Here is a 22,624-nt window from a genome sequence, read left to right as displayed (position 1 = left end):
CGCAGCCCCTCTCATTTCCTGCGGCGCTCCATCCTCTTGGCGCGCCTCCACGAGAGATACGCCAGGGCGAAGAGCACCCCTGCGACCACCACGCGCACGCCCAACGAGTCAGGCTCGCCATCGGGGTTGCTCTGAGCCCCCGTCTGCGGATCGAGGAGCCCCATGGCGCCAGCACCGGCGAGCATGACCATGATGACGTACCACACGCCAGGACGACTCCAGAACGATGCCCTCCTAGGGCAGTCGACGTTGCGCGGGGCAAGCATCATGGTGGATGCCGATAAGAGCATTCCCTGAGCAGCCGCGTTCACTGGCACCATGTGCGAGTCATCACGACTGATGAACAAGGCGACTCCCTGGGCATCTGCATGCGCCACGGCATCGGGCGCGAAGCCAGCGCGGGAGAAGACGATGCGGCGCTTGCCCGTCATAGGCGACGAGATCGTGAGGAAGCGCGCGATGTCCTCCAAGGTGGCGGGCGCAATCCCCGAGCGAACCTGGGCGACCGCTGTCACCGAGAGGACATCGATGCCGATGTCCGTCATCGGGTCCTGGATCGTAGCGTCCGGGAAACCGTGCGCCCTCATCCATACAGCGGCCGACTGTTCATAGGACGACATCTGTTCCCTCCCGCTTCAAGGCCCTCATCGCTGCGCGGGGCCGGGGAGAGCCTATGGCGCGGGTGCCTAGAGACCGCTCAGGAACGGCATCGTTACGGTTGCAGTCCGCGAGATGAAGCGGGCGTCGGTGACGCCGTTGGTGAGCGCGTGGACGAGGAGGCGCACGGAGGCCTCCAAGTAGCAGCGCTCCTGGTTCGCGCCGCGTCGACAGCGCCTCCAACCCCACCAGAGCACCCCCAGAGCGTCTGAAGCACCCCGCCACGGGGTGCTTCAGACGGTCTCCAGCCTCGGCTCAGTCGCGTGTGTTCGGCCTGCGGCCACCAACACGCTCGATCGCCTCGGACGCTCGAGCAAGCTCGGCGTCGCTCGGCTCAGTCGCGAGTCAGCTTCCGGTAGGTGACGCGGTGGGGGCGGGCGGCCTCGGGGCCGAGGCGCGCGACCTTGTTCTCCTCGTAGGAGGCGAAGTTCCCCTCGAACCAGTACCAGCTCGCCGGATTCTCCTCCGTGCCCTCCCAGGCCAGGATGTGGGTGGCGACGCGGTCGAGGAACCAGCGGTCGTGCGTGATGACGACGGCGCAGCCGGGGAACTCCAGGAGGGCGTTCTCCAGGGAACCCAGGGTCTCGACGTCGAGGTCGTTCGTGGGCTCGTCCAGGAGGATGAGGTTGCCGCCCTGCTTGAGGGTCAGCGCCAGGTTGAGGCGGTTGCGCTCGCCGCCGGAGAGGACGCCCGCGGGCTTCTGCTGGTCGGCGCCCTTGAAGCCGAAGGAGGCCACGTACGCGCGCGACGGCATCTCCACGTTGCCGACCTGGATGTAGTCCAGGCCGTCGGAGACGACCTCCCACAGGGTCTTCTTGGGGTCGATGCCGGCGCGGGACTGGTCGACGTAGGACAGCTTGACGGTCTGGCCGATCTTGAGGCTGCCGCCGTCGAGCTCCTCCAGGCCCACGATGGTCTTGAACAGCGTGGTCTTGCCGACGCCGTTGGGGCCGACGATGCCCACGATGCCGTTGCGCGGCAGGGTGAAGGACAGGTCGTCGATGAGGGTGCGGCCGTCGAAGCCCTTGTTGAGGTGGCTGGCCTCGAGGACCTGGTTGCCCAGGCGCGGGCCCGGCGGGATCTGGATCTCCTCGAAGTCGAGCTTGCGGGTGCGCTCGGCCTCGGCGGCCATCTCCTCATAGCGGGCCAGACGGGCCTTGGACTTGGCCTGGCGGCCCTTGGCCGAGGAGCGCACCCACTCCAGCTCGTCCTTGAGGCGCTTGGCGAGCTTGGCGTCCTTCTTGCCCTGGACCTCGAGGCGCTTCTCCTTGGTCTCCAGGTAGGTGGAGTAGTTGCCCTCGTAGGGGTAGAGGTGGCCGCGGTCGACCTCCGCGATCCACTCGGCGACGTGGTCGAGGAAGTAGCGGTCGTGGGTCACCGCGATGACGGCGCCCTTGTAGGTGCTCAGGTGCTGCTCCAGCCACAGGACGGACTCGGCGTCGAGGTGGTTGGTGGGCTCGTCGAGGAGGAGCAGGTCGGGGGCCTCCAGGAGGAGCTTGCACAGGGCCACGCGGCGGCGCTCACCACCGGAGAGGTGCTTGACCTCGGCGTCCGGCGGCGGGCAGCGCAGCGCGTCCATGGCCTGCTCGAGCTGGGAGTCGAGGTCCCAGGCGTTCGCTGCGTCGATCTCGGTCTGGAGGGCGCCCATCTCCTCCATGAGGGCGTCGAAGTCGGCGTCCGGGTCCGCCATGGCGGCGGAGATCTCGTTGAAGCGGTCGAGCTTGCCCTTGATCTCGGCCACGCCCTCCTCGACGTTGCCCAGGACGGTCTTGTCCTCGTTGAGGGGAGGCTCCTGCATGAGGATGCCGACGCTGTAGCCGGGGCTGAGCCGCGCCTCGCCGTTGGAGGGCTGGTCGACGCCGGCCATGATCTTGAGGATCGAGGACTTGCCGGCGCCGTTGGGGCCGACCATGCCGATCTTGGCGCCGGGAAGGAAGGCCATGGTGACGTCGTCGAGGATGACCTTGTCGCCGTGCGCCTTGCGCGCCTTGATCATCTGGTAGATGTACTCAGCCACTGTGCGGTGCGCCTTTCGTCGAATGCGGGAGAGGTCTTCGCGCGCAGGCCGGGCCTGCCGGTGGTCCACCGGGGCCGACGGCGCGCGCCGCGGCCCAGCCTAGAGCAGTCCCCGCCCATCGGCGACGGCGCGGCGCATGACTCCGCGCACGCGGGCGGCCATCGGGCGGCTGGGGTCGGCCCGGGCCGACGGCGCCTCAGCGCCCGGGGGCGATGAGCAGGTGGATCTGCTCGATGAGCTGAGGGGTCTCGGCGGCCTTGATGCGCTCGGTGAGCGCGGCCTCGTCGTCGCCGGCCAGGACTGGGACCTCCACCTGGGCGATGATCTCGCCGGTGTCCACGCCGGCATCCACCCAGAACAGGGTGGCGCCGGCCCGCGTGGCCCCCGCCTGAAGGGCGTCGCGCACGGCGTGGGCGCCGGGGAAGTCGGGCAGCAGCGAGGGGTGGGTGTTGAGGACGCGGCCGCCGAAGCGGGCGAGGAAGGCGTCGCCCAGCAGGCGCATGAAACCGGCGCACACGACGAGATCCGGCACGTAGCCGCTGACCGACCGGGCCAGGGCCTCATCCCAGGAAGCGCGGTCAGGGTAGTCGGCCAGGGCCACGACCTCGGCAGGGATGCCGGCGGCGCGGGCGCGCTGGAGCCCCGCGCACTCCTTGTCCGCGACGACGCCGACGATGTCCGCCCCGTAGGAGGGGTCCTCGCAGGCCTCGATGAGGGCGGCGAGATTCGAGCCGGTCCCCGACACGAGAACGACGAGGGCCGCGGGCTCGGCACCAGCGGAATCGGCGTCGTCCTCCCCCGGCGCCGCCTGCGCGGCTGGGGCGGGCGGAGCGTCATCGCGCCAGGCCTCCGGCTCGGCGCCATCCTCCGCCTGGTCATCCCATGGATCTGCCGGGGCGTCGTCGGCCTCGTCACCGGAGTCGTGGGCGGCCCGGCGCTCGCGCAGGGCCTGCGTGGTGCTCCCGGCGGCCTGGCTGGCGGCGCTCACGCCGCGCTGCGTCATCCGGCGGGTCCAGGGGTGGAGGACGAGGGCGGCAGCGAGCAGGCCGAGCCCGATCTCGACGAGGCACAGGATAACGACGGAGGAGGCCTGCGGGCCGGCGTGCGCCATGCGGCCGGGCCCAATGGGGCCGGAGGCGCCCAGGCACAGGATCGCCATCCCGGCGGCAAGGAGGAGCGCCGCGCCGGCAGCGGCGGCGAGGGCGCGCCCCAGGCTCAAAGCGGTCAGTTCGCGCCGGTGGCGCCAGCCGATGGCGATCGCGCCGAGGACGATGAGGAACGGCAGGAATCGAGCCGGCCCCCAGGTGCCGACGGGAAGCGCCCCGAGGATGGGGAGGGAGGGGACCGTGTCGGCGATGATCGTGCTGGGGGCGAAGACCGTTCCGCTCCCCACGCTGAACCCGGGGCCGAGGATCCAGGCGAGCGCCCAGATGAGGCCGGTGGGGATCCAGGCCGCCTGGAAGAGGATGAGCCCGGCCGAGGAGATGATGCCGCCACCGGCGATGGCGTCGTGGAGGAGGGAGATCCGCCCCGCCCCGGCGACGACGGCCGCCAGCACCGCCGCGAGGGAGAGCCCGAGCAGCCCGAGCGCGCAGTCGCGCGCCATGCCCAGGGATGGGCCCGCCCAGTCGGGGCGCTCGCGCCACCAGCGCTCCAGGGCGGGGATGCCACGCCCCTGGGAGTGGAGCCGGGAGCCGATCACCACCGTCGCTAGGACGAGGAGGCCCGGCAGCGCGGGCCATGCCCCGCCACTGGGGGCCGCCAGGGCCAGGAGGATCGTCGCGGTGAGACCGGCCGAGGCGATGGCCACGCCCCCGGCGGCCGGGCCCGACAGACTGGCCCGCCGGGCGGAGGAGCGCAGGAGCAACGCCTGGAGGACGGTGACGCCCAGGAGTGGCAGGCCCAGGGCGCCGCCGGGTGAGCCCGCGTCGCCGAGGTGCCCGCCCATTCCCAGGGCCCACAGGCCCGTACCGGTGCGGATCGTGGAGCCCAGTGACAGAGCGGCCGCCGCGTCGAGGGGGCGTGAGGTCATCATGACGGCGGTGGTGGCGCCCACGACGACGAACCAGGCCAGGAGGACGGCCTCGATCCCTGCGCGCAGCGCGAAGGGCCAGTCGTCGGGCAGGGCGGCGCTGCGGCGCGGCGTCGGCCGGCGCTGGGCGGACCCGCTCACGCGCGCGCGCCCGAGCGCTCGTGGTGGATGCGGCGCGCGAGCTCGGCGGTCTGGCTCGGGGTTCGCCCCACGGCGACACCGGCGGCCTCGAGAGCTTCCTTCTTGGCGGCGGCGGTGCCCGCCGATCCCGAGACGATGGCGCCGGCGTGGCCCATCGTCTTGCCCTCGGGGGCGGTGAAGCCGGCGACGTAGGCGACGACCGGCTTCGTGACGCGCTCGGCGATGTAGGCGGCGGCGCGCTCCTCGGCGTCGCCCCCGATCTCCCCGATCATGACGATGAGCTCGGTGTCGGGGTCGGCCTCGAAGGCGGCGAGGGCGTCGATATGGGTGGTGCCGATGACGGGGTCCCCGCCGATGCCGATGCAGGTGGTGAAGCCGAGGTGGCGCAGCTCATGCATGAGCTGGTAGGTGAGGGTCCCGGACTTCGAGACCAGGCCGATCGGGCCGGGGCCCGTGATGTCCGGCGGCGTGATGCCCACGTTGGAGCGGCCGGGCGAGATGATGCCGGGGCAGTTGGGGCCGATGACGCGCGTCCCGTGGGCAGCGGCGTGGGCGCGAAACGCGACGGCGTCCGCCACGGGGATCCCCTCGGTGATGACGACGACGAGGCGCATCCCGGCGTCGACGGCCTCGATGACGGCGTCCTTGGCGAAGGCGGGGGGCACGAAGACCACGGAGACCTCGGCGCCGGTGGCCGCTTTGGCCTCGGCGACGCCGCCGTGGACGGGGACCTCGACGGTGCCGGTGGGCACGGCGGCGGCCCCCGGCCCGATGGGCTCGACCTCGAAGGCGACGGTGGTGCCGGCCTTGCGGGGGTTGACTCCGGCGGCCACCCGCGTGCCGGCGCAGAGCATGCGGCGGGTGTGCTTGCGGCCCTCGGAGCCGGTCATCCCCTGGACGATGACGCTGTCGGACTCGGTGAGGAAGACGCTCATGGCTCAGGCCTCCTGAGTGGTCGGGGCAGCGGCGGGCACAGCGGGCGCTGTGGGCGCGGCGGCGTCGGGCGGCACTGCTTGACCCGCCAGGGCGCCGCGGGAGACCTGCTCGGCGATGTCGGTGACGGCGTCGGCGGCGCCGTCCATGGTCTCCACGATGGTGACGCCGGGCAGGGAGGCCTGCCGGAGGATGCGACGGCCGAGCTCGGCGTTGTTGCCGTCCAGGCGCACGACGATGGGCTTGGCGGGGCCGGTGAGGGCGCCCATCGCGGTCACGATGCCCTCGGCGACGGTGTCGCAGGAGGTGATACCGCCGAAGACGTTGACGAGGATGGCCCGCACCTGCTCATCGGAGGCCACGATGCCCAGGGCGGCGGCCATGGCCTCGGCCGACGAGCCGCCGCCCAGGTCGAGGAAGTTCGCGGGGCGCATGCCCCCGTGCCGCTCCCCCGCCCCGGCGACGACGTCGAGCGTGGACATGACCAGGCCCGCGCCGTTGCCGAGGACGCCGACCTCGCCGCTCAGGCGCACGTAGTTGAGCCCGGCCTCCTTGGCCCGGGCCTCGAGGGGGTCGACACTGGCGGCGTCGACGAGGGCCTCGTGCTCGGGGTGGCGGAAGCGGGCGTTGTCGTCGAGGGTGACCTTGCCGTCCAGGGCGATGATCCGCCCGTCGTCGGCCAGGACGAGGGGGTTGACCTCCACGAGGGTGGCGTCCTCGGCGACCATCACCTCCCAGAGGCGCTCGATGACGGCGGCGACGCCGTCGGCCATCCGCCCGGGCTCGAAGCCGGCGGCGGAGACGATCTGGCGCGCGGTCTGCTCGGTGAGGCCGTCCACGGGGTCGATGGGGACGCGCGCCAGGGCCTCGGGGCGCTCGGCGGCGAGGGTCTCGATGTCCATGCCGCCCTCGCGCGAGCACATGGCCAGGTACCCGCGCTCGGCGCGGTCCAGGAGGATCGAGAAGTAGTACTCCTCGGCGATGTCGGTCCCCTCGGAGATGAGGACGGAGCGCACGGTGTGGCCCTTGATGTCCATGCCGAGGATCGTCTCGGCCCGCTCGGCGGCCTCCTCGGCGCTGCGGGCGAGCTTGACACCTCCGGCCTTGCCGCGCCCACCGGTCTTGACCTGGGCTTTGACGACGAGGAGCTCCGCGCCGCCGCCCAGGAGGTCCTGCGCCGCGGCGCGCGCCTCCTCGGTGGTGGTGGCGACGATGCCGGGCAGGACGGGGACGCCGTGGCGGCGGAAGAGGTCCCGGGCCTGGTACTCGTAGAGGTCCATGAGGCGGTGTCCTTTCGCGCGGGTGTCGGCTCTCGTCGGGCGCGCCTGTCCCGGGCCCACCTGGGCCCTGGCCTGAGGGTATCGCGGGGCGGGGCGCTGGGGCCGAGGATCGCCCGCGAGTCCTTCAGACGCCGCGCGCGGAGGGGGGCGCCGCCCCAACGATGACGACGCCGCGTCATCGGTGTGACGCAGACCCCTGCCGCGGGACACAATAGGGCTCGACCGGACTGGGCCGGACAGGACCGGGTCGCAGCCGGACCGCATGAGAGGGAGTCCCATGACCGCCGCAGGCAACGCCGCCCCGCACCAGTTGACCCCTGCCTCCGAGGATGAGGTGGTCGACGCCGTCGTCTCCGTGACCGGGGGGAGCGACGGCGCCGCGGCCACGAGCCCCGCCGAGGAGCCGATCAGGGTCGGGGTGCTCACCTCGGGGGGCGACGCCCAGGGCATGAACGCCGCCGTGCGCGCCGCCGTGCGCACGCTACTGCGCCTGGGCGCCCAGCCCTTCGCCGTCATGGAGGGGTGGGCAGGGGCCGTCGCCGGCGGTGAGGGCATCCGGCCCCTGGAATGGGACTCGGTGGGCGCGATCCTCCACCGGGGAGGCACGATCATCGGCACCGCCCGCTCCGCGGACTTCCGCAAGCGCTCCGGGCAGCTCGACGCCGCCGCCAACCTCCTGGAGCACGGCATCGACCGGCTCATCGTCATCGGCGGCGACGGCTCTCTCACCGGCACCAACGAGTTCCGGAAGAACTGGCCGGACCTGGTGGCCGAGCTCGCCGAGACCGGGCGCATCAGCAAGCAGACCGCCCAGGCTCATCCGGCGCTCATGGTCGCCGGGATCGTCGGCTCGATCGACAACGACCTCGTCGGCGCGGATATGACGATCGGCACCGACTCCGCCCTGCACCGCATCCTGGAGGCCATCGACGACATCTCCTCCACCGCGGCCTCCCACCAGCGCACCTTCGTCGTGGAGGTCATGGGCCGCCACTGCGGCTACCTCGCGCTCATGGCGGCCGTGGCGGGCGGCTGCGACTACGTGCTCGTCCCCGAGATCCCGCCCGCCGAGGGCTGGGAGGAGGACATGTGCGCCAAGCTCTCCAAGGGCCGCCGGGCGGGGCGCCGCGAGTCGATGGTCATCGTCGCCGAGGGCGCCACCGACCGCTCCGGGAACCCGATCACCGCCGACGACGTCAAGCGCGTCCTGTCCGGGCGCCTCGGCGAGGACGCCCGGGTGACGATCCTCGGGCACGTCCAGCGGGGCGGCAAGCCCAGCGCCTACGACCGCTGGATGTCCACCCTGCTGGGATGCCAGGCGGCCCGCGAGGTCCTCCTGGCCTCCCCGGAGACGGTGCCGGTGATCGTCGTCGAGCGCCACAACCGCATCCGCTCCGTGCCGATGATGGAGCAGGTCGAGGCCACGCGGAAGGTCAAGGACCTGGTGGCCGCGGGCGACTGGGAGGGCGCCGTCGAGGCCCGCGGCCGCAGTTTCGGGGAGATGCTGCGGATCTTCGAGACGATGTCGACTCCCCCCGAGCCCGCCGATGCTGGGGCCGCCCCCTCCAAGAGGGTGGCGATCATCCATGCCGGAGGCCTCGCCCCGGGCATGAACACGGCGGCCCGCGCCGCTGTGCGCCTCGGCCTCGACCACGGCTTCACCATGCTGGGCGTGGCGGGAGGCTTCCCGGGCCTGCTCGACGGCGAGGTCCGCGAGCTCAGCTGGGACGACGTCGAGGGCTGGGTCGGCGACGGCGGTGCCGAGCTCGGCACGCGGCGGGAGGTCCCCGAGGTCGAGCAGCTCTACGCCCTGGGCCGGGCCATCGAGAAGCACGAGATCGACGCCCTGCTCGTCATCGGCGGCTACAACGCCTACCTGGCGGCGCACCGCCTGGTGACGGAGAAGGGCCGGTACCCCGCGTTCCAGATCCCGATCCTGTGCGTCCCGGCGTCAATCGACAACAACCTGCCCGGCTCCGAGCTGTCGATCGGCACGGACACGGCGCTCAACGCGACGATCAGCGCCCTGGACTCGATCAAGCAGTCGGCGGCGGCCTCGCACCGCTGCTTCGTGGCCGAGGTGATGGGCCGCAAGTGCGGGTACCTGTCCTTCATGAGCGGACTGGCCACGGGCGCCGAGGGCGTCTACCTCCACGAGGGCGGCATCCGGTTGGCCCGCCTGGCCGAGGACTCCCGGCGGATGGTGGAGGCGTTCAAGAACGGGCGGAAGCTCCACCTGCTCATCCGCAACGAGCGGGCCAGCGAGTACTACACCACGGATGTGCTGGCGAAGATCTTCGCCGCTGAGGGCGTGGGCCTGTACGACGTGCGCGAGGCCGTCATCGGGCACCTCCAGCAGGGCGGGGACCCGACGGCCTTCGACCGGCTCATGGCCACCAAGCTCGTCGCGCACGCCCTCGGCCTGCTCGCCGATCAGCTCGAGCGCGGCACGGACCACTCCAGCTACGTGGGCCTCACCGGCGGCCGGATCACCCACCACCGCCTGGAGCACATGGAGGACGACCTGGACATGGCCAACCGCCGCCCCCGCCATCAGTGGTGGCTGGGGATGCGCCCCGCCCTGGACCTCGTCTCCTCGGATCTGGGCCCGCTCGCCATCGCCGACGTCCCCGACTTCGGCGAGGCCGTGGACGCCGCCGCCACCGCCGAGGACTGACGCGCCCCGATCGCCGGCCCTGGCCCGTGCCACCGCGTATGCGCCCCGGCCGGGGCCGCGCGTCGGCGGGCGCTATCCTCACGGTGATGCCCCCCGCCTGTACGACTCCCCCTGAGGCCGCTCGTCATTCCCACCTGCCGACCGCTGCGAGGCTTGCCGTCGCGCTTGCCCTGGCCGGTGTGGCCGCGGGCCTCATCGGCATCGCCATGGCCTACCTGCTCGAGGGCTTCGAGTGGCTGTTCTACGGAGTCGCTGAGGGCTCTCTGCCCGAGCGCGTCGCCACCGCGCCCGCCTGGCGCCGGGTCGCCGCGCCCGCTGCCGGTGGCCTGCTCGCGGGCGCGCTGTGGTGGCGGGAGCGCTCCACCGGCGGCGTCGTGAGCGTCGAGCAGGTCGTCGCCGACGGCGGCGCGCCCGGCCCTGCCTCGCCATCGGGCCGCATGGGCGTGCTGCGCCCCTTCAGCGACGCCGTCCTGCAGGTCCTCACCGTCGGCGCGGGCAACTCGGTGGGACGCGAGGGGGCCCCGCGGCTCGCGGCCGGGGCGGTCGCCCTGCGCCTGGCGACGATGCTGCGGGTCGACCGCTCCTGGGTTCCGCCCCTCGTCGCCTCCGCGGCGGGCGCGGGGCTAGCCGCCATGTACAACGCGCCGCTGGGCGGGGCGGCCTACGCCGTCGAGATCGTCATGCTGACTGGGATGCGACGCCGCGGCGTCCTCCTCGCGGTGCCGCTGAGCGTCCTGGCCACGGTGGTCTCCTGGTGGCACTCGGGAGGCCGGGCGAGTCTGGCGATGCCCGCGGCCCCGCTGAGCGCGCAGACGCTCCTGGCCTGCCTCCTGGCGGCGCCCGTCGCGGCGCTCCTCGGCTGGTTTGCGTCACGGGCCTGGGCGTGGTGCAAGGCGCGCCGCCTGCCGGACACCTGGAGCCTGCCGCTGGCGATCGGCGGCGCCGGCCTGCTCACGGGCACGGCCTCCCTGTGGCTGGCCGTCCTTCCCGGCAATGGCCGCGACGCCTTCCAGGGAGCGCTCGACGCTCCCGGTGGCCGGGCGGCGCTGGTGGCGCTGCTCGGCGTCGTCGTGCTCAAGCCGCTCCTCACCGGGGCGACGCTCGGTGCGGGAGCCACCGGCGGCCTGCTGGCGCCGTCGTTCAGCCTGGGGGCGAGTGGAGGGGCGGCGGTCGCCGTCGCGCTGGGACTGGCAGGGATGTCCCCGAGCATTCCGGCGGCGGCCCTCGTGGGAGCCGGGGTGGCCCTCGCGGTCACCCAGCGCGCGCCCGTCTTCGGGGCGGTGTTCGTCTGGGAGCTCACCCACGGGCCCCTGTGGGTACTGCCGCTCCTGCTCGTGGCCTGCTGGGCCGCGGTGAGGATGATCGGTCGAAGCCGCGCGTAGAGGCCGCCACCGGTGAATACTGTGACCATGGACTCACATCGTGTCCCTGCCGGTCCTCATTCCTCCCCCGCCCAGCCCGCCGACCCCATCGACACTGCCGGGCTCGATCCCCGGGGCAGGCTCGTCGTGCGCTCCCATGAGGAGGTCAGGCGCATCGCGGCGGACACTGAGACCTACTCCAGTCACGTCTCGCGCTTCCTCCAAGTCCCCAACGGCCTCGACGGCGAGGAGCACCGCCGCGTCCGTGCCCTACTGGACCCGCTCTTCTCACCCGCGGAGATGGAGCGCCTGCGCCCGGTCCTGGAGCGCGTCGCCGCGGATCTGGTCAGCGAGCTCACCCCTGGCGCGCGGCTGTGCGCGGTGGAGGATCTGGGATCGGTCTACGCGGTGCGCGCCCAGTGCGCCTGGTTGGGATGGGATCCGGGCATCGAGGGCGAGTTGCTGGAGTGGATGCGGGACAACCATGAGGCGACGCGCTCGGGCGAGCTCGCCCGCACCGCGGAGGTCGCCTCCCGTTTCGAGGGCATCGTGCGCCGGCAGATCCGGGCGGCGCGCCAGTCCATCGCCCCGACGGTGACGGCCCGGCTGCTGGGACTGCGCTCGGGCGATGGGCGCGGCCTCAAGGAGGCGGAGGTCGTCTCGATCCTGCGCAACGTGACAGGCGGGGATCTGGGCTCGCTCGCCCTGTGCGCGGGGGTCCTGTGCCAGTGGCTCGCAGAGCGCCCCGAGCAGCAGGATGCCTGGCGCCCCCTCGACAACGGCGCCCTGGACGCCGCGATCGACGAGGTCCTGCGCATCGACGACCCCTTCACCTTCAACCGCCGCGCCGCCACCTGCCCGGTGGAGGTGGCGGGGCACCGCCTGGAGACCGGGGACCAGGTCGTGCTCGACTGGACGAGCGCGAACCGAGACCCGGGGGTCTTCAAGGACCCGGATGCCTTCGAGCCTGAGCGGAATGCCGCCAGCAACCTCGTCTACGGCGTCGGCCCGCACGTCTGCCCGGGCCGGCCTCTGGCGACGCTGGAGCTGCGGGTCCTTCTGCGCGCGCTCCTGGAGCGCTTCGCCCTCGCCCCGGGGCCCGAGGCGCCCGTGCGCGAGCAATGGCCGCTCGGCGGCTGGCAGACCGTCCCCCTCGCCCTGTCGGCGAGATAAACCCTCAGGCGTATGGCCGCAGTTGCTTGTCCGTAGTCCAGATGCCGACGGCGGACACGGGCCTCCCGGTCCGCTCGCAGTACTGCTGACGCTCGATGAGGATGCTGAGGTCGCCGCCGCCCATGGTCCTGTTCCCCGCGAGGTCGATCCACGACGCCCCTGTGCCGTCACCATTCAGGAAGGCCTGGAGGAAGGCCCCGTCCCACTGGACCTCGTCGAGCGCCCATGGGCTCTTGCCCCCAATAACCATCTCGAGGATGCTCGCGAATCGTTCCGCAGCCGCTCGACGGTCGCCGCTGGACTGGCAGATGTGGTTCCCCGCCTCGACGACCGCGGTGATGGACAGGAGGAAGAGATGCCCGGCCTTCGTCCGCGCCGCGAGGTCTTGCAGTATCTCGCGTCTCTCCTCGCTATCCTTCGACAATGAGTTCGAACAGGCGAGCGGCGTGCGAGGGATGGAGGCCATTCTCAATCTCCTCAATGGCGAGGACGCGGACTGCAGGAGATTGCCCATTCCCCCCCAACTCTCCCTGAGCGCTCTGGGGGGCGAAGAGGAGGGCAGCGGCGATGGCGAGGAATCTCAAGAGACCATCGCTCATCGACCGGGCATCTGTGCGAGCGGTCTCGGACTCCTTGAGCGCGAGCAGGACATCACGGCCGTCATCCGCCGTGACGAAGTCGAGTGATTGGACAGGGCACCCTGCGACTTCCCGGGCGAGCATCTCCATCCTGCCGAAAAGAATTGGGAATTCGGTTTTCATGAGATGCGCCAGGGCCGACAGGTTGGCCATATCCGGCTCGATCTCCCTGCGGCCCTGCGAGACATAGTCACGCATACTGGTCGCGTCCGCATTCAGGATCACCGCGCTCCGGAGCGTTTGAACAACGACGTCGGCGGCCTTGGCGCTCCGAGGATCACGGGAGATGAACTCAACTCCGCCCAGGAAAGACAGCGCAGTGCTGGATCTCGGCAACGTGAGCGCTTGCAAAGGCCCAACCGCGAGGATCAACTTCTCCGGGTCATCACTGGGTCGAGCTGTGAACAGGGAGGCCGCGCCCTGCTGGTCGGTGTCGCAGAGTCGGAGCGTCTCACCCGAAACCCTCGGTTCCGGCTCGACCTCAACCTCGATGTCGTAGAGGTAGTCGACGGCGCCAGCCTCACCGTTCACGCGCACCGTGCACCCGAGGGCGAAGGAACTCTCACCATGCGGTGCCAGACCTCGCGATCCGCCCCGCACCGGTCCTCCCTCGCGACGGCGGCCATCGAGGCTATCGCGCAGACGCTCGGGCGTGGCCAGGCGCGACAGGACGTCCAGCGCGTCGAGGACATTCGACTTACCACTAGAGTTCCTGCCGGTGAGCAGGGTCATTTCCCCCAGGGGCACGACGGCATTCCGGAAGGACTTGAAGCGGGTGAGCCGCAGCTCAGTCAGGCGCGCTGTCTCCATGCACCCATGCTACGTGCGACTCTTTCCCCTCACAGGGTCCGGCGCAGGATGAGGGAGTCCCAGGCCTCCAAGCGGTCGGGGGCGCCCCGGCCGAGGACGCCCGCCTTGTCCGCGGGCAGGGAGGCGAAGAGCACGCGCTCGGCGTCGGCCCACTCGGAGAGGTCCAGGCCCTCGGCCGCGAGCCGTGCCCGCAGCGGGCCTCCCTCGGCAAGATCAAGGGGCGTGCGGCCGTAGGCGGCCAGGAGGAGGAGCTGGCGCGTGGCGCCGTCGGCGCCCTTCCAGGAGCGCAGGATCACCCAGGTGCCGGGGCTGGCGGCGTCGAGGAGCCGGAAGGTCCCCAGGGCCATCGCGGGCTCGGCGTGCCGCAGGGCGATCAGCGCGCGGTGGTGCTCGAAGACGCTGCCCGGCACCCCCACCTGAGTGGCCGCGTTGACCTCGTCGGCATTGGGGGCGATGGGGATCCAGGGCTCCCCCGTGGTGAAGCCGGCGCCGGGGAGCGGCTCCCACTGCACGGGGGTGCGGGCGTTGTCGCGGGAGTTGGTGCGCAGGCTGTCGAAGACGGCGGCGGGGTCATCGCCCACGGCCACGCGCTCGTGGTAGTGGTTGAGGGACTCCAGGTCCCGGTAGGAGGCCAGGGAGGAGAAGACCGTGTTCGTCATGCCCAGCTCCTCGCCCTGGTAGACGTAGGGCGTGCCGCGGTGCATGTGGAGGACGGAGGCGAGGGTCTTGGCGCTCATCGCCCGCAGCTCGGGAGCGTTATCCCCGAAGCGGGAGACCGCGCGGGGCTGGTCGTGGTTGTCCCAGTAGTTCGAGTTCCAGCCGCGCTCCGTGAGCGAGCCGTCCGGCCCCTCCTCCGGCGCGAGGGCTCCCTGCCAGGAGGCGAGGTTCTCCTTGAGCGCCACGTGGTCCACGGGAATGGGGTCGAACTTGCCGCCAGGCCCGTCAGCGAGCCCCACGTGCTCGAACTGGAAGACCATGTCGAGCTCGCCTCGATCGGAGCCCGTGTAGAGGGGCGCGTCGGACAGGCGCACCCCGGGGGTCTCCCCCACGGTGATGATGTGCCCGGGGCGGGGGGCGAGGACCTCCCGGTTCATCTCCGCCAGGAACTCGTGGATCCTCGGCCCATTGGCCACGGCGTGGAAGCCGTCCCCGAAGAGGTCCCCCGGCCCCTGGGCGCCGTCAGCGAGTGGGTAGGTCTTGGAGATGAGGTTGATGACGTCCATGCGGAAGCCGTCGACGCCGCGGTCCAGCCACCAGGTCATCATGTCGTAGACGGCGCGGCGCGCCTCGGGGTTCTCCCAGTTGAGGTCCGGCTGCTTGCGGGAGAACAGGTGGAGGTAGAACTCACCGGTCTCCTCGTCCCACTGCCAGGCGGGCCCGGAGAAGAACGAGCCCCAGTTGGTGGGCTCGGTGCCGGGCTGGCCGGGCTCCAGGCTCGGGACCTCGCGGGCGGGCCGCCAGATGTACCAGTCGCGCTTGGGACTGTCCTTGCCCGCGCGCGACTCGGCGAACCAGGGGTGCTCGTCGCTCGTGTGGTTGACGACGAGGTCCATGACGAGCCTCATGCCGCGGGCGTGCAGCCCGGCAATAAGGGCGTCGAGGTCGGCCAGCGTGCCGAAGGCGGGGTCGATGTCGTGGTAGTCGGAGATGTCGTAGCCGTTGTCGTCCTGCGGGGAGCGGTAGACGGGGCTGAGCCAGACGACGTCGACCCCCAGGGAATCGAGGTAGTCCAGCCGGGAGGTGATGCCGGGGATGTCCCCGACGCCGTCGCCGTTGGTGTCCTGGAAGGAGCGGGGGTAGATCTGGTAGACGACGGCGTGGCGCCACCAGTCGGCGTCGGTGCCGACATGCTGGGGCGAGGTGACGATCGGGGGGAAGCTCATAGAGGCGATTCTGCCGCGATCAGGGCAGAAGCGCAGCGTTTCGAGCAGCAGCGCGCGAGCGGATGAGCGGAGGGCCGCGAGGAGGCCTCCGCGTGAGGCGCCGCGGCGACGCCCGGGCGACTCCACGGGGAGTTGATGGGTAGTCCCCGTGGAGTTGGGGAGTCCCCGTGGAATCGGAGCATCCTTCCCATTCAGCCAGGCCACGATTCTTCCTAGCCTCGAGGCATCCGCACCGCGCCAGGGAATCGAAGGCCCTCGCGTGCCCATCTCTTAAGGAGGATCCCATGAACCGCACCGCTGTCGATGAGCGCAGCAGCCAGCCCATTCCGTCGCGCCCCGCGCGCCGCCGCCACGCACTCATGGGCGTCGCGGTCATCACCGCGCTCAGCGCGGCGAGCCTGGGGGCCTGCAATATCGGTGGCAAGGACGAAGCCACCAGCACCACTGCCCAGGCACCGGCCGCCGATCCCGCCGTCGCCCAGGTCCTCGAGCTGACCGCCGCCAATGCCGGCGCGGATAAGCCGATCGACGTCTCCACCGAGCTCCCGAGCATCGACTCACGCACCACCACGGATGGCAAAACCCCGTTGACCGTCACGCTCAACGCCGTGACCGTGAGCGGATCCGTCACCACAGTGGTCTTCTCGGCGACGAATACCGGCAATGGAGGGAGCAGCAACTGGCAGGTCGGCGATTTCTTCTCCGACGGCGAGTACAAGTACCCCGTCGACTCCTCCGGCCATAAGTCCGAGGACAGCGTGAACGGCGACAACACCGACGGCGTCTACCTCACCGACACCACGAACCAGAAGGTCTACCGCGCCGCCTATGACACCGCCGGCGGCTGCCTGTGCTCCGGCAATCTCAACAGCGCGTTCGTCGACGACGGGCGGACGATGGTCCTCCAGACCTCCTTCGCGGCCCTGCCCGACGGCGTCACCACCGTGGATGTCGCGATTCCGGGCGCGGGGACCTTCAGCAATGTGACGGTGACACGATGAGCGCCATCGCCACAGCCCACCTAAGGCCGGCTCGCATGGCGGCCCTCGTCGTCGCCCTCGCCGGGGCTCTCGCGCTCGCTGGCGCTCTCGCCCTCGGGGGCGCCGCGAGCGCGGCCACCCCCACCCCGAGCGCCGACGACTCCTCGAAGTACTCGCCCCAGGCGTCCACCCTTCCCTCGCTCACCCAGGCGGCTCCCCCGGAGGCCGCGTCCACCGTCACGAATACCGCGGCCCCGGTGCTCGACTTCGCCCCGCCGGTCCTCGACTTCGTCGCACCGGTGGACAGCGCCGATGGCGCGGTGAGCACGAGCAAGGTCGGCAACACGACGACGGCGACGCTGTCCAACGACGTCACCTTCGACGTCGACTCCGCGACACTCACCCCGCGCGCCACCCAGGTGCTCGACTCGATCGTCTCCGGCTGGGGCGGTACTCCCCCATCCGAAGTCACCGTCGTGGGCCACACGGACTCGGTGGCCGATGACGCCCATAACCAGACCCTCTCCGAGCAGCGGGCCCAGGCCGTGGCCGACTACCTCACCTCGAAGTCCCCCGGGCTCAAGGTGACGGCCTCCGGCAAGGGCGAGACCGAGCCGGCCGCCTCGGAGACGAAGGAGGACGGCTCTGTGTCCGAGGAGGGCAAGGCGGCCAACCGCAGGGTGGTGCTCACCTGGCAGCAGTAGGCCAGCAGTTGCCCTCCAGTAGCCGCGGCGGCTCATCGCACGAGTGGCGGCCCGGTCCCACCAGGGATCGGGCCGCCACTGGCTAGGCTCGCTCCCATGGCAGACACCCAGAGCACCCAGCCAGCCGGCGCCTCCGAGCGCTTCCCCGAGGCCGCCCTTTTCTTCGTCGGCGACGAGCGCACCAACCGCGAGCGCATGATCGCAGGCGACTGGTACGTGGCCGACGACCCGGAGAACTCCCGCATCTCCTCGGCCGCGCGCCGCGCCCTCCACCTCTACGAGGAGGCCTTCAACCTCGGCGAGCCGGGAGCCGAGGAGCACCTGCGCGCCGCCATCCCGGGCCTGGGCCGCGGCTGCAAGCTGCTGCCGCCGGTGCGCGTGGACTACGGGGACCGGATCACGGTGGGGGACGGGACCTTCGCGAATTACGGGCTCGTGGCCCTCGACGTCGCCGAGATCCGCATCGGCGCGCACTGCCAGATCGGGCCGGGCGTCCAGTTGCTCACCCCAGTCCACCCGCTGGAGCCCACCGCGCGCAAGGCGGGCCTGGAGGCGGCCGACCCGATCACCATCGGGGACAACGTGTGGCTGGGCGGCGGCGTCATCGTCTGCCCGGGGGTGACGATCGGCGAGGGCTGCGTGGTGGGCGCGGGCGCCGTCGTCGTCAAGGACCTGCCGGCCTACTCGCTGGCGGTCGGCAACCCCGCCCGCGTCATCCGCTCCCTCGACGACTCCACGTTCGCGCCGCGCCACTGAGGCACATGCCGTGAGCAGCCGTCCGGCCCGCCTCCCATGTCGGGGAGGCGGGCCGGACGCCGTCTGAGCCGGGGATCAGGCGCTCACTGCTTGAGCCCGCCCGCGGCGAGCCCGGCGACGATCCGGCGCTGGAAGAGCAGCACCATGATGATCAGCGGGATCGTCATGATGACACCGGCGGCCATCTGGGAGCCGAACGGGGTGTTGAACTGCGAGTCGCCGGTGAACTTCGACAGCAGCACCGTGGCGGGCTGCATCGTCGGCTTGTTGATCATCGTGACGGCCACGAGGAACTCGTTCCAAGCGCCGATGAAGATGATGATCGCGGTGGTGAAGATGCCCGGCGCGGCAATCGGCAGGATGACCCTGCGGAAGGCCTGCCCGGGGGTGCAGCCGTCGACCATGGCGGACTGCTCGAGCTCCTGGGGCATCTGGCGGAAGAAGCTCGTCAGGTTCCACACCGCCAGGGGCAGTGAGAAGGACAGGTCGGGGACGATCATCGCCTGGTAGGTGTTGATCCAGCCCCAGTCGGTGAAGTTCTTCAGCAGCGGCACCATGATCGCCACGAGGGGGAACATGGAGGTCGCCAGCACGACGATGAGGAGGATCCCCTTGCCCCGGAAGTCGAGGCGGGCCAGGGCGTAGGAGGTGAAGGTGGCCACGGCCAGGGCGACGATCGTGACGACGATCGACACGATGAGGGAGTTGATGAGGCCCTGCCCGAAGTAGTTCCCCGAGGAGAAGACCGATTTGTAGTTCTCCAGCGAGGGGTGGGCGGGCCACCAGGAGTTGTCGAAGATCTCCGTGTCCGGGCGCAGGGAGGACACGAGCATCCAGTAGAACGGCGCCAGGCAGTAGATGACGATGAGGACGATCCCGAAGGTCGAGGCGATCTCGCCCCAGGAGTGCTTCTTGCTCGGCCGCTCGATCGCGGGCGTGGTCGATGCGGTGGCGCTCATGAGTCGCTCCTCTCTGCGGCGGCCGACGCCGGTGCGGTGCGCTTGGGCAGGAAGGCCGAGGCCGGCAGTTTCCCGTCGCTCCTCTTCTTCTTGCGTTTCTTCTCAGGCCCCGTGCCCAGGTCCGCGTGGGTGATCTTGGTGAAGGCCAGGGCGAAGGCGAACACGTAGAGGAAGAGGATGAGCGCGTAGACAGCGCCAGAGCCGTAGCGCAGGTTGGAGGCCTCGTCCTGGACGAGCATGGAGATGGTCTCGACGCTGTCCTTGCGGGGCCCGATGAGGATGTAGGGGAGGTCGAACATCCTGAGCGCGTCCAGGGCGCGGAAGAGGACGGCGACGGCGAGGGCCGGCTTGACCAGGGGAAGCGTGATCCGGGTGAAGCGCTGCCATGTGGTGGCGCCGTCGATCTTGGCCGCCTCGTAGACCTCGTCGGGAATGACCTGCAGGCCGGCCAGGGTGAGCAGCCCGATATAGGGGGCGGTCTTCCACACGTCGGTGATGATGATGGCCATCTTCGCCGTCAGGTCGCCGGAGGCCCACATGATGTGGTGGCCGAGGATGGCGTTGGCGACGCCGTTCTGGTTGAAGATCCAGGCCCACAGGATGGAGGACACGGCGGTCGGGATGGCCCAGGGCACGAGGATCGAGGCGCGCACGATGCCGCGCCCCTTCATGGCCCTGTGCATGATGATCGCCATAGCGACGCCCAGGAGCGTCTCGAGGACCACGGTGACGACGCCGAAGAGCGTGGTGTTGTAGACCGCGTTCCAGAAGCGGTCACCGGAGCCGGTGAAGATCTTCGTGTAGTTCTCTAATCCGACGAAGCGCTCGGCGTCGCCGAAGAATCCCGTCGACTTGTCCAGTTCGGGCGGAGCGAAGAAGGACTGGTAGAGGGACTGGATGACGGGGATGACGATGACGATTCCCAGGACGAGGATCGTCGGGGCGATGAGGAACCAGGCGAGGCGCGATTGCGCCCGGCTCGCCTTGGAGCGGTGCTTGAGCGCCGCCTGCAAATCCGTGCTCATAGGCTCTTCTCGTTTCCTTCTGAGTACTTGGTACGACTGCTGGATCGCGCTGGGCGCTCAGGACATGCTCTTGAGCGTCGCCTCCAAACCGGTGATCGCCGCCTCGGCGGTGGTCTGTCCCTTGATCGCCGGGTAGAAGGCGTCCTGGATCGCGGCGGTGACATCGCCGTAGTAGACGGCCTTGGGACGGCTCCTGGCCGAGTCGAGGGACTCCCGCAGGGTCGGCAGGAAGGGGAACGTCTTGAGCTGTTCCGGGTCCTCGTACAGGGAGGAGACGATCGGGGCCAGCGTCTGCGTTTCCAGGGCGTAGCGCTCGGAGTCCAGGGAAGTGAACCACTGGATGAACCGCAGCGCCGTGGCCTTGTTCTTCGAGTAGGCGGAGATCGCGCAGTTGTGGCCGCCGAGAGTGGGGACGAAATTCTTCCCGTCGATCGTCGGCAGGGGGGCGACGGCGAATTTGTCCGGGCCCAGGGACTCCGTATCGTTCTTGTACTGGTAGGCCCACTGGCGGTAGAAGAGCAGTTTGCCGGACTCGAAGGCGTTGCGGCCGTCCTCCTCCTTCCACTCCAGGGCCTCACTCGGGATGTAGCCGCCCGAGAAGGCGTCCATGAGGTTCTGGAGCCCGGCGATGGACTCCGGGGAGTTGATCGTGACCTCACCCTGCTCGTCGTAGAAGGAACCACCGGCGGTGTTGATGAACTCCGACGAGCAGCAGGTCAGCCCCTCGTACTTGGAGTACTGCCCGCCGAAGCCGCCGATGTCGGAGTGCCCCGGCAGGGCGCGCACGGCGTCGATCGCCTTCTTGATGCCCTCCCAGTCCTTGGGGGGCTCATTGATGCCCGCCTCGGCGAGGAGGTCCTTGCGGTAGTACATCATCGAGGAGTCGGTGGAGAAGGGCATCGCGAAGAGCTTGTCGCGGTAGATGCCGGTGTCCCAGACCGATTCGATGACGTCAGGGCTGGTGAGCTTCTCCTGGGGGAGCTCGATGATCCAGCGGTGCGCGGCGAACTCAGCGACCCACACGAGGTCCACCGAGATGACGTCGTAGGCGTCGGACTTCGTCTGGGCGTTGTTGATCATGGACTGGCGCTGCTGGTCCGCCTCGGAGGAGAGCTCGATGAGCGTGACCTCCTCGCCCGGGTTCTCAGCGTTCCACTGCTCGATCCTCTTCTTGACCATGCCACCGGAGTTGTCCTTGCCCTGGACCCAGGTGATCGGCCCCGTCCCGGTGATCTCAGTGCTGGCGCCGGCCCCTCCACTGCAGGCCGCCACGGCGGCGCCGGCCGCCGCCAGGGCTGACCCCTGGATGAATCGACGGCGGGGTAGCGAGCTCGTCATATGAGTCTCCTCCTTGAACCTCATCGGTGGCGGGGCGGCGAGCGCCCGCGCATCGTTCACAGACAGTGACGACTATGACCTACGCAACACTAGACCGGGCTGCTAGCGACTTCAGTCGCTCCAGCTTCACCCTTTTGTGATCTTCACCTCAACAGACATCTGACGTTTATGCTGGTGGTGGCCCATACGGGTGAGATGACGGCGGTCTCAGCGCCCGCTCGCGGTAGCCTCGCCATGACGCGCGCTCCTGGACGCGCGGCCGCTCAACTCAAGGAGGACCACTCGTGGCCCACGACCATTCCGGCGGCAAGGCCATCATCGCCGCGCTGTCCGCCAACGTCGGCATCGCCCTCACCAAGGCCGTCGCCTGGCTGCTCACCGGCTCGTCGTCGATGCTCGCCGAGTCGGTCCACTCCCTGGCGGACTCAGGGAACCAGGCGATCCTGCTCCTCGGCGGCAAGAGGGCCAAGAGAGCGGCGGACGAGCAGCACCAGTTCGGCTATGGGCGCTCCCGCTACCTGGCGGCCTTCATCGTCTCGATCGTCCTGTTCACCCTGGGCGGCCTGTTCGCCCTGTACGAGGCCTGGGAGAAGTTCAGCCACCCGCACGCCATCGACTCATGGAAGTGGGTGCCTGTGGCGGTCCTCGCGGTGTCGATCGGGCTGGAGGGCTTCAGCCTGCGCACCGCTCTGCACGAGGCCCACGGCGCGCGCGGCCAGCGCGGCCTGCTGGGCTACATCCGCGACTCCCGAGCACCAGAGATCCCCTTGGTCCTCCTGGAGGACATCGGCGCGCTCCTCGGCCTCGTCTTCGCCCTGGGCGGCGTGTCCATGACGCTGCTGACTGGGGACGGGCGATGGGACGCCGTCGGCTCAGCGGCGATCGGCCTGCTGCTCGTCGTCATCGCCATGTTCCTGGCCTTCGAGATGTCCTCCCTGCTGCTGGGAGAGTCGGCGACGCCGGAGCACCGCGACGCGATCCTCGCGGCCATCCCGGGCGGGGCGCTGGAGTCCGTGGTCTACCTGCGCACGATCCACACCGGGCCCGAGACGCTGCTCGTGGCGGCCAAGGTGGCTGTGCCTCTCGAGGCGGCGGGCGTGTCGATCGCCGAGTCGATCGACGCCGCCGAGGCCCGGGTGCGCGAGGCGCTGCCGGGGGTGTCCGCGACGATCTTCCTGGAGCCCGACATCCGCCGGGCCTGAGCCGCGCCTCCCCCGGCCCCTACTCCAGCCTCAACTGCGCCGCGCGCCATCGAGCGCG

The 22,624-nt window shown here is 70.5% G+C and carries 18 protein-coding genes; 7 read left to right on the top strand and 11 right to left on the bottom strand.

Annotation, left to right across the window (positions count from 1 at the left end; all coding sequences use genetic code 11):
* Nucleotides 1-11 precede the first annotated feature (11 nt).
* The 5 genes from A1QA_RS0112375 to sucC form a co-directional block, all read right to left on the bottom strand.
* Nucleotides 12-545 carry a hypothetical protein gene (locus tag A1QA_RS0112375; protein ID WP_154652408.1) on the bottom strand — a complete coding sequence of 178 codons (534 nt, stop codon included), beginning with the start codon at nucleotides 543-545 and terminating at the stop codon, nucleotides 12-14.
* Between the two features lie 446 nt (nucleotides 546-991).
* Nucleotides 992-2,674 (bottom strand): energy-dependent translational throttle protein EttA, encoded by a 1,683-nt coding sequence (gene ettA, locus A1QA_RS0112365; protein ID WP_017179222.1) that lies wholly within the window; start codon nucleotides 2,672-2,674, stop codon nucleotides 992-994.
* A 196-nt stretch (nucleotides 2,675-2,870) separates the two neighbouring features.
* A complete protein-coding gene (gene purN / locus A1QA_RS16610) occupies nucleotides 2,871-4,847 on the bottom strand; it encodes a phosphoribosylglycinamide formyltransferase (RefSeq protein WP_017179221.1) in 1,977 nt (658 codons plus the stop codon).
* Nucleotides 4,844-5,782: a succinate--CoA ligase subunit alpha gene (gene sucD, locus A1QA_RS0112350; protein WP_017179220.1), complete on the bottom strand. Its 939-nt coding sequence runs from the start codon at nucleotides 5,780-5,782 to the stop codon at nucleotides 4,844-4,846. The genes purN and sucD overlap by 4 nt, the downstream gene beginning before the upstream one ends.
* A gap of 3 nt (nucleotides 5,783-5,785) precedes the next feature.
* Entirely contained in the window at nucleotides 5,786-7,060 is a 1,275-nt protein-coding gene (gene sucC / locus A1QA_RS0112345; protein ID WP_017179219.1) for an ADP-forming succinate--CoA ligase subunit beta, read from the bottom strand.
* 277 nt (nucleotides 7,061-7,337) lie between these two features.
* On the opposite strand from sucC, the gene A1QA_RS0112340 reads away from it, so the two are divergent.
* From A1QA_RS0112340 to A1QA_RS0112330, 3 genes are all read left to right on the top strand, one after another.
* The gene (locus A1QA_RS0112340) at nucleotides 7,338-9,737 is read left to right on the top strand and encodes a 6-phosphofructokinase (RefSeq protein WP_017179218.1); all 2,400 of its coding nucleotides are present in this window, start codon (nucleotides 7,338-7,340) and stop codon (nucleotides 9,735-9,737) included.
* An 86-nt stretch (nucleotides 9,738-9,823) separates the two neighbouring features.
* Nucleotides 9,824-11,119, top strand: a complete 1,296-nt coding sequence (locus A1QA_RS0112335; RefSeq protein WP_154652407.1) for a chloride channel protein — start codon at nucleotides 9,824-9,826, stop codon at nucleotides 11,117-11,119.
* Nucleotides 11,120-11,146: 27 nt separating this feature from the next.
* On the top strand, nucleotides 11,147-12,271 hold the full coding sequence (locus A1QA_RS0112330) for a cytochrome P450 (protein ID WP_082181250.1): 1,125 nt from the start codon (nucleotides 11,147-11,149) through the stop codon (nucleotides 12,269-12,271).
* A 4-nt stretch (nucleotides 12,272-12,275) separates the two neighbouring features.
* On the opposite strand, the gene A1QA_RS14745 is transcribed toward A1QA_RS0112330, so the two are convergent.
* Genes A1QA_RS14745 through A1QA_RS0112315 form a run of 3 tightly spaced genes read right to left on the bottom strand, consistent with a single transcriptional unit; the run spans nucleotide 12,276 to nucleotide 15,602 of the window.
* Nucleotides 12,276-12,737 carry a hypothetical protein gene (locus tag A1QA_RS14745; protein WP_017179215.1) on the bottom strand — a complete coding sequence of 154 codons (462 nt, stop codon included), beginning with the start codon at nucleotides 12,735-12,737 and terminating at the stop codon, nucleotides 12,276-12,278.
* The gene (locus A1QA_RS0112320) at nucleotides 12,682-13,719 is read right to left on the bottom strand and encodes an AAA family ATPase (RefSeq protein WP_017179214.1); all 1,038 of its coding nucleotides are present in this window, start codon (nucleotides 13,717-13,719) and stop codon (nucleotides 12,682-12,684) included. Before A1QA_RS0112320 ends, A1QA_RS14745 begins: the two co-directional genes overlap by 56 nt.
* A gap of 29 nt (nucleotides 13,720-13,748) precedes the next feature.
* A complete protein-coding gene (locus tag A1QA_RS0112315) occupies nucleotides 13,749-15,602 on the bottom strand; it encodes an alpha-glucosidase (protein WP_017179213.1) in 1,854 nt (617 codons plus the stop codon).
* Nucleotides 15,603-15,886: 284 nt separating this feature from the next.
* On the opposite strand from A1QA_RS0112315, the gene A1QA_RS15155 reads away from it, so the two are divergent.
* The 3 genes from A1QA_RS15155 (at nucleotide 15,887) to A1QA_RS0112300 (ending at nucleotide 18,042) form a co-directional block, all read left to right on the top strand.
* Complete coding sequence (locus A1QA_RS15155) at nucleotides 15,887-16,603, top strand: hypothetical protein (protein WP_017179212.1); 717 nt, start codon at nucleotides 15,887-15,889, stop codon at nucleotides 16,601-16,603.
* Nucleotides 16,600-17,286, top strand: coding sequence for an OmpA family protein (locus A1QA_RS0112305; protein ID WP_244266157.1), 687 nt, complete (start codon nucleotides 16,600-16,602; stop codon nucleotides 17,284-17,286). Before A1QA_RS15155 ends, A1QA_RS0112305 begins: the two co-directional genes overlap by 4 nt.
* Before the next feature lie 96 nt (nucleotides 17,287-17,382).
* Nucleotides 17,383-18,042, top strand: a complete 660-nt coding sequence (locus A1QA_RS0112300) for a sugar O-acetyltransferase (RefSeq protein ID WP_017179210.1) — start codon at nucleotides 17,383-17,385, stop codon at nucleotides 18,040-18,042.
* An 83-nt stretch (nucleotides 18,043-18,125) separates the two neighbouring features.
* Here A1QA_RS0112300 and A1QA_RS0112295 read toward each other — a convergent pair whose 3' ends face one another.
* From A1QA_RS0112295 to A1QA_RS0112285, 3 genes are read right to left on the bottom strand one after another with little or no spacing between them, the layout of a single operon-like run.
* The gene (locus tag A1QA_RS0112295) at nucleotides 18,126-19,001 is read right to left on the bottom strand and encodes a carbohydrate ABC transporter permease (protein ID WP_017179209.1); all 876 of its coding nucleotides are present in this window, start codon (nucleotides 18,999-19,001) and stop codon (nucleotides 18,126-18,128) included.
* Nucleotides 18,998-20,026: a carbohydrate ABC transporter permease gene (locus tag A1QA_RS0112290; protein ID WP_017179208.1), complete on the bottom strand. Its 1,029-nt coding sequence runs from the start codon at nucleotides 20,024-20,026 to the stop codon at nucleotides 18,998-19,000. Before A1QA_RS0112290 ends, A1QA_RS0112295 begins: the two co-directional genes overlap by 4 nt.
* 57 nt (nucleotides 20,027-20,083) lie before the next feature.
* Nucleotides 20,084-21,364, bottom strand: coding sequence for an ABC transporter substrate-binding protein (locus A1QA_RS0112285; RefSeq protein ID WP_017179207.1), 1,281 nt, complete (start codon nucleotides 21,362-21,364; stop codon nucleotides 20,084-20,086).
* A gap of 284 nt (nucleotides 21,365-21,648) precedes the next feature.
* Here A1QA_RS0112285 and A1QA_RS0112280 point away from each other — a divergent pair, with 284 nt between their 5' ends.
* Nucleotides 21,649-22,566: a cation diffusion facilitator family transporter gene (locus A1QA_RS0112280; RefSeq protein ID WP_017179206.1), complete on the top strand. Its 918-nt coding sequence runs from the start codon at nucleotides 21,649-21,651 to the stop codon at nucleotides 22,564-22,566.
* Nucleotides 22,567-22,624 lie beyond the last annotated feature (58 nt).

It is taken from the genome of Actinomyces timonensis DSM 23838 (genome assembly GCF_000295095.1).
GTDB classification, from domain to species: domain Bacteria; phylum Actinomycetota; class Actinomycetes; order Actinomycetales; family Actinomycetaceae; genus Actinomyces; species Actinomyces timonensis.
This window is presented reverse-complemented; position numbering and strand designations above follow the sequence as displayed.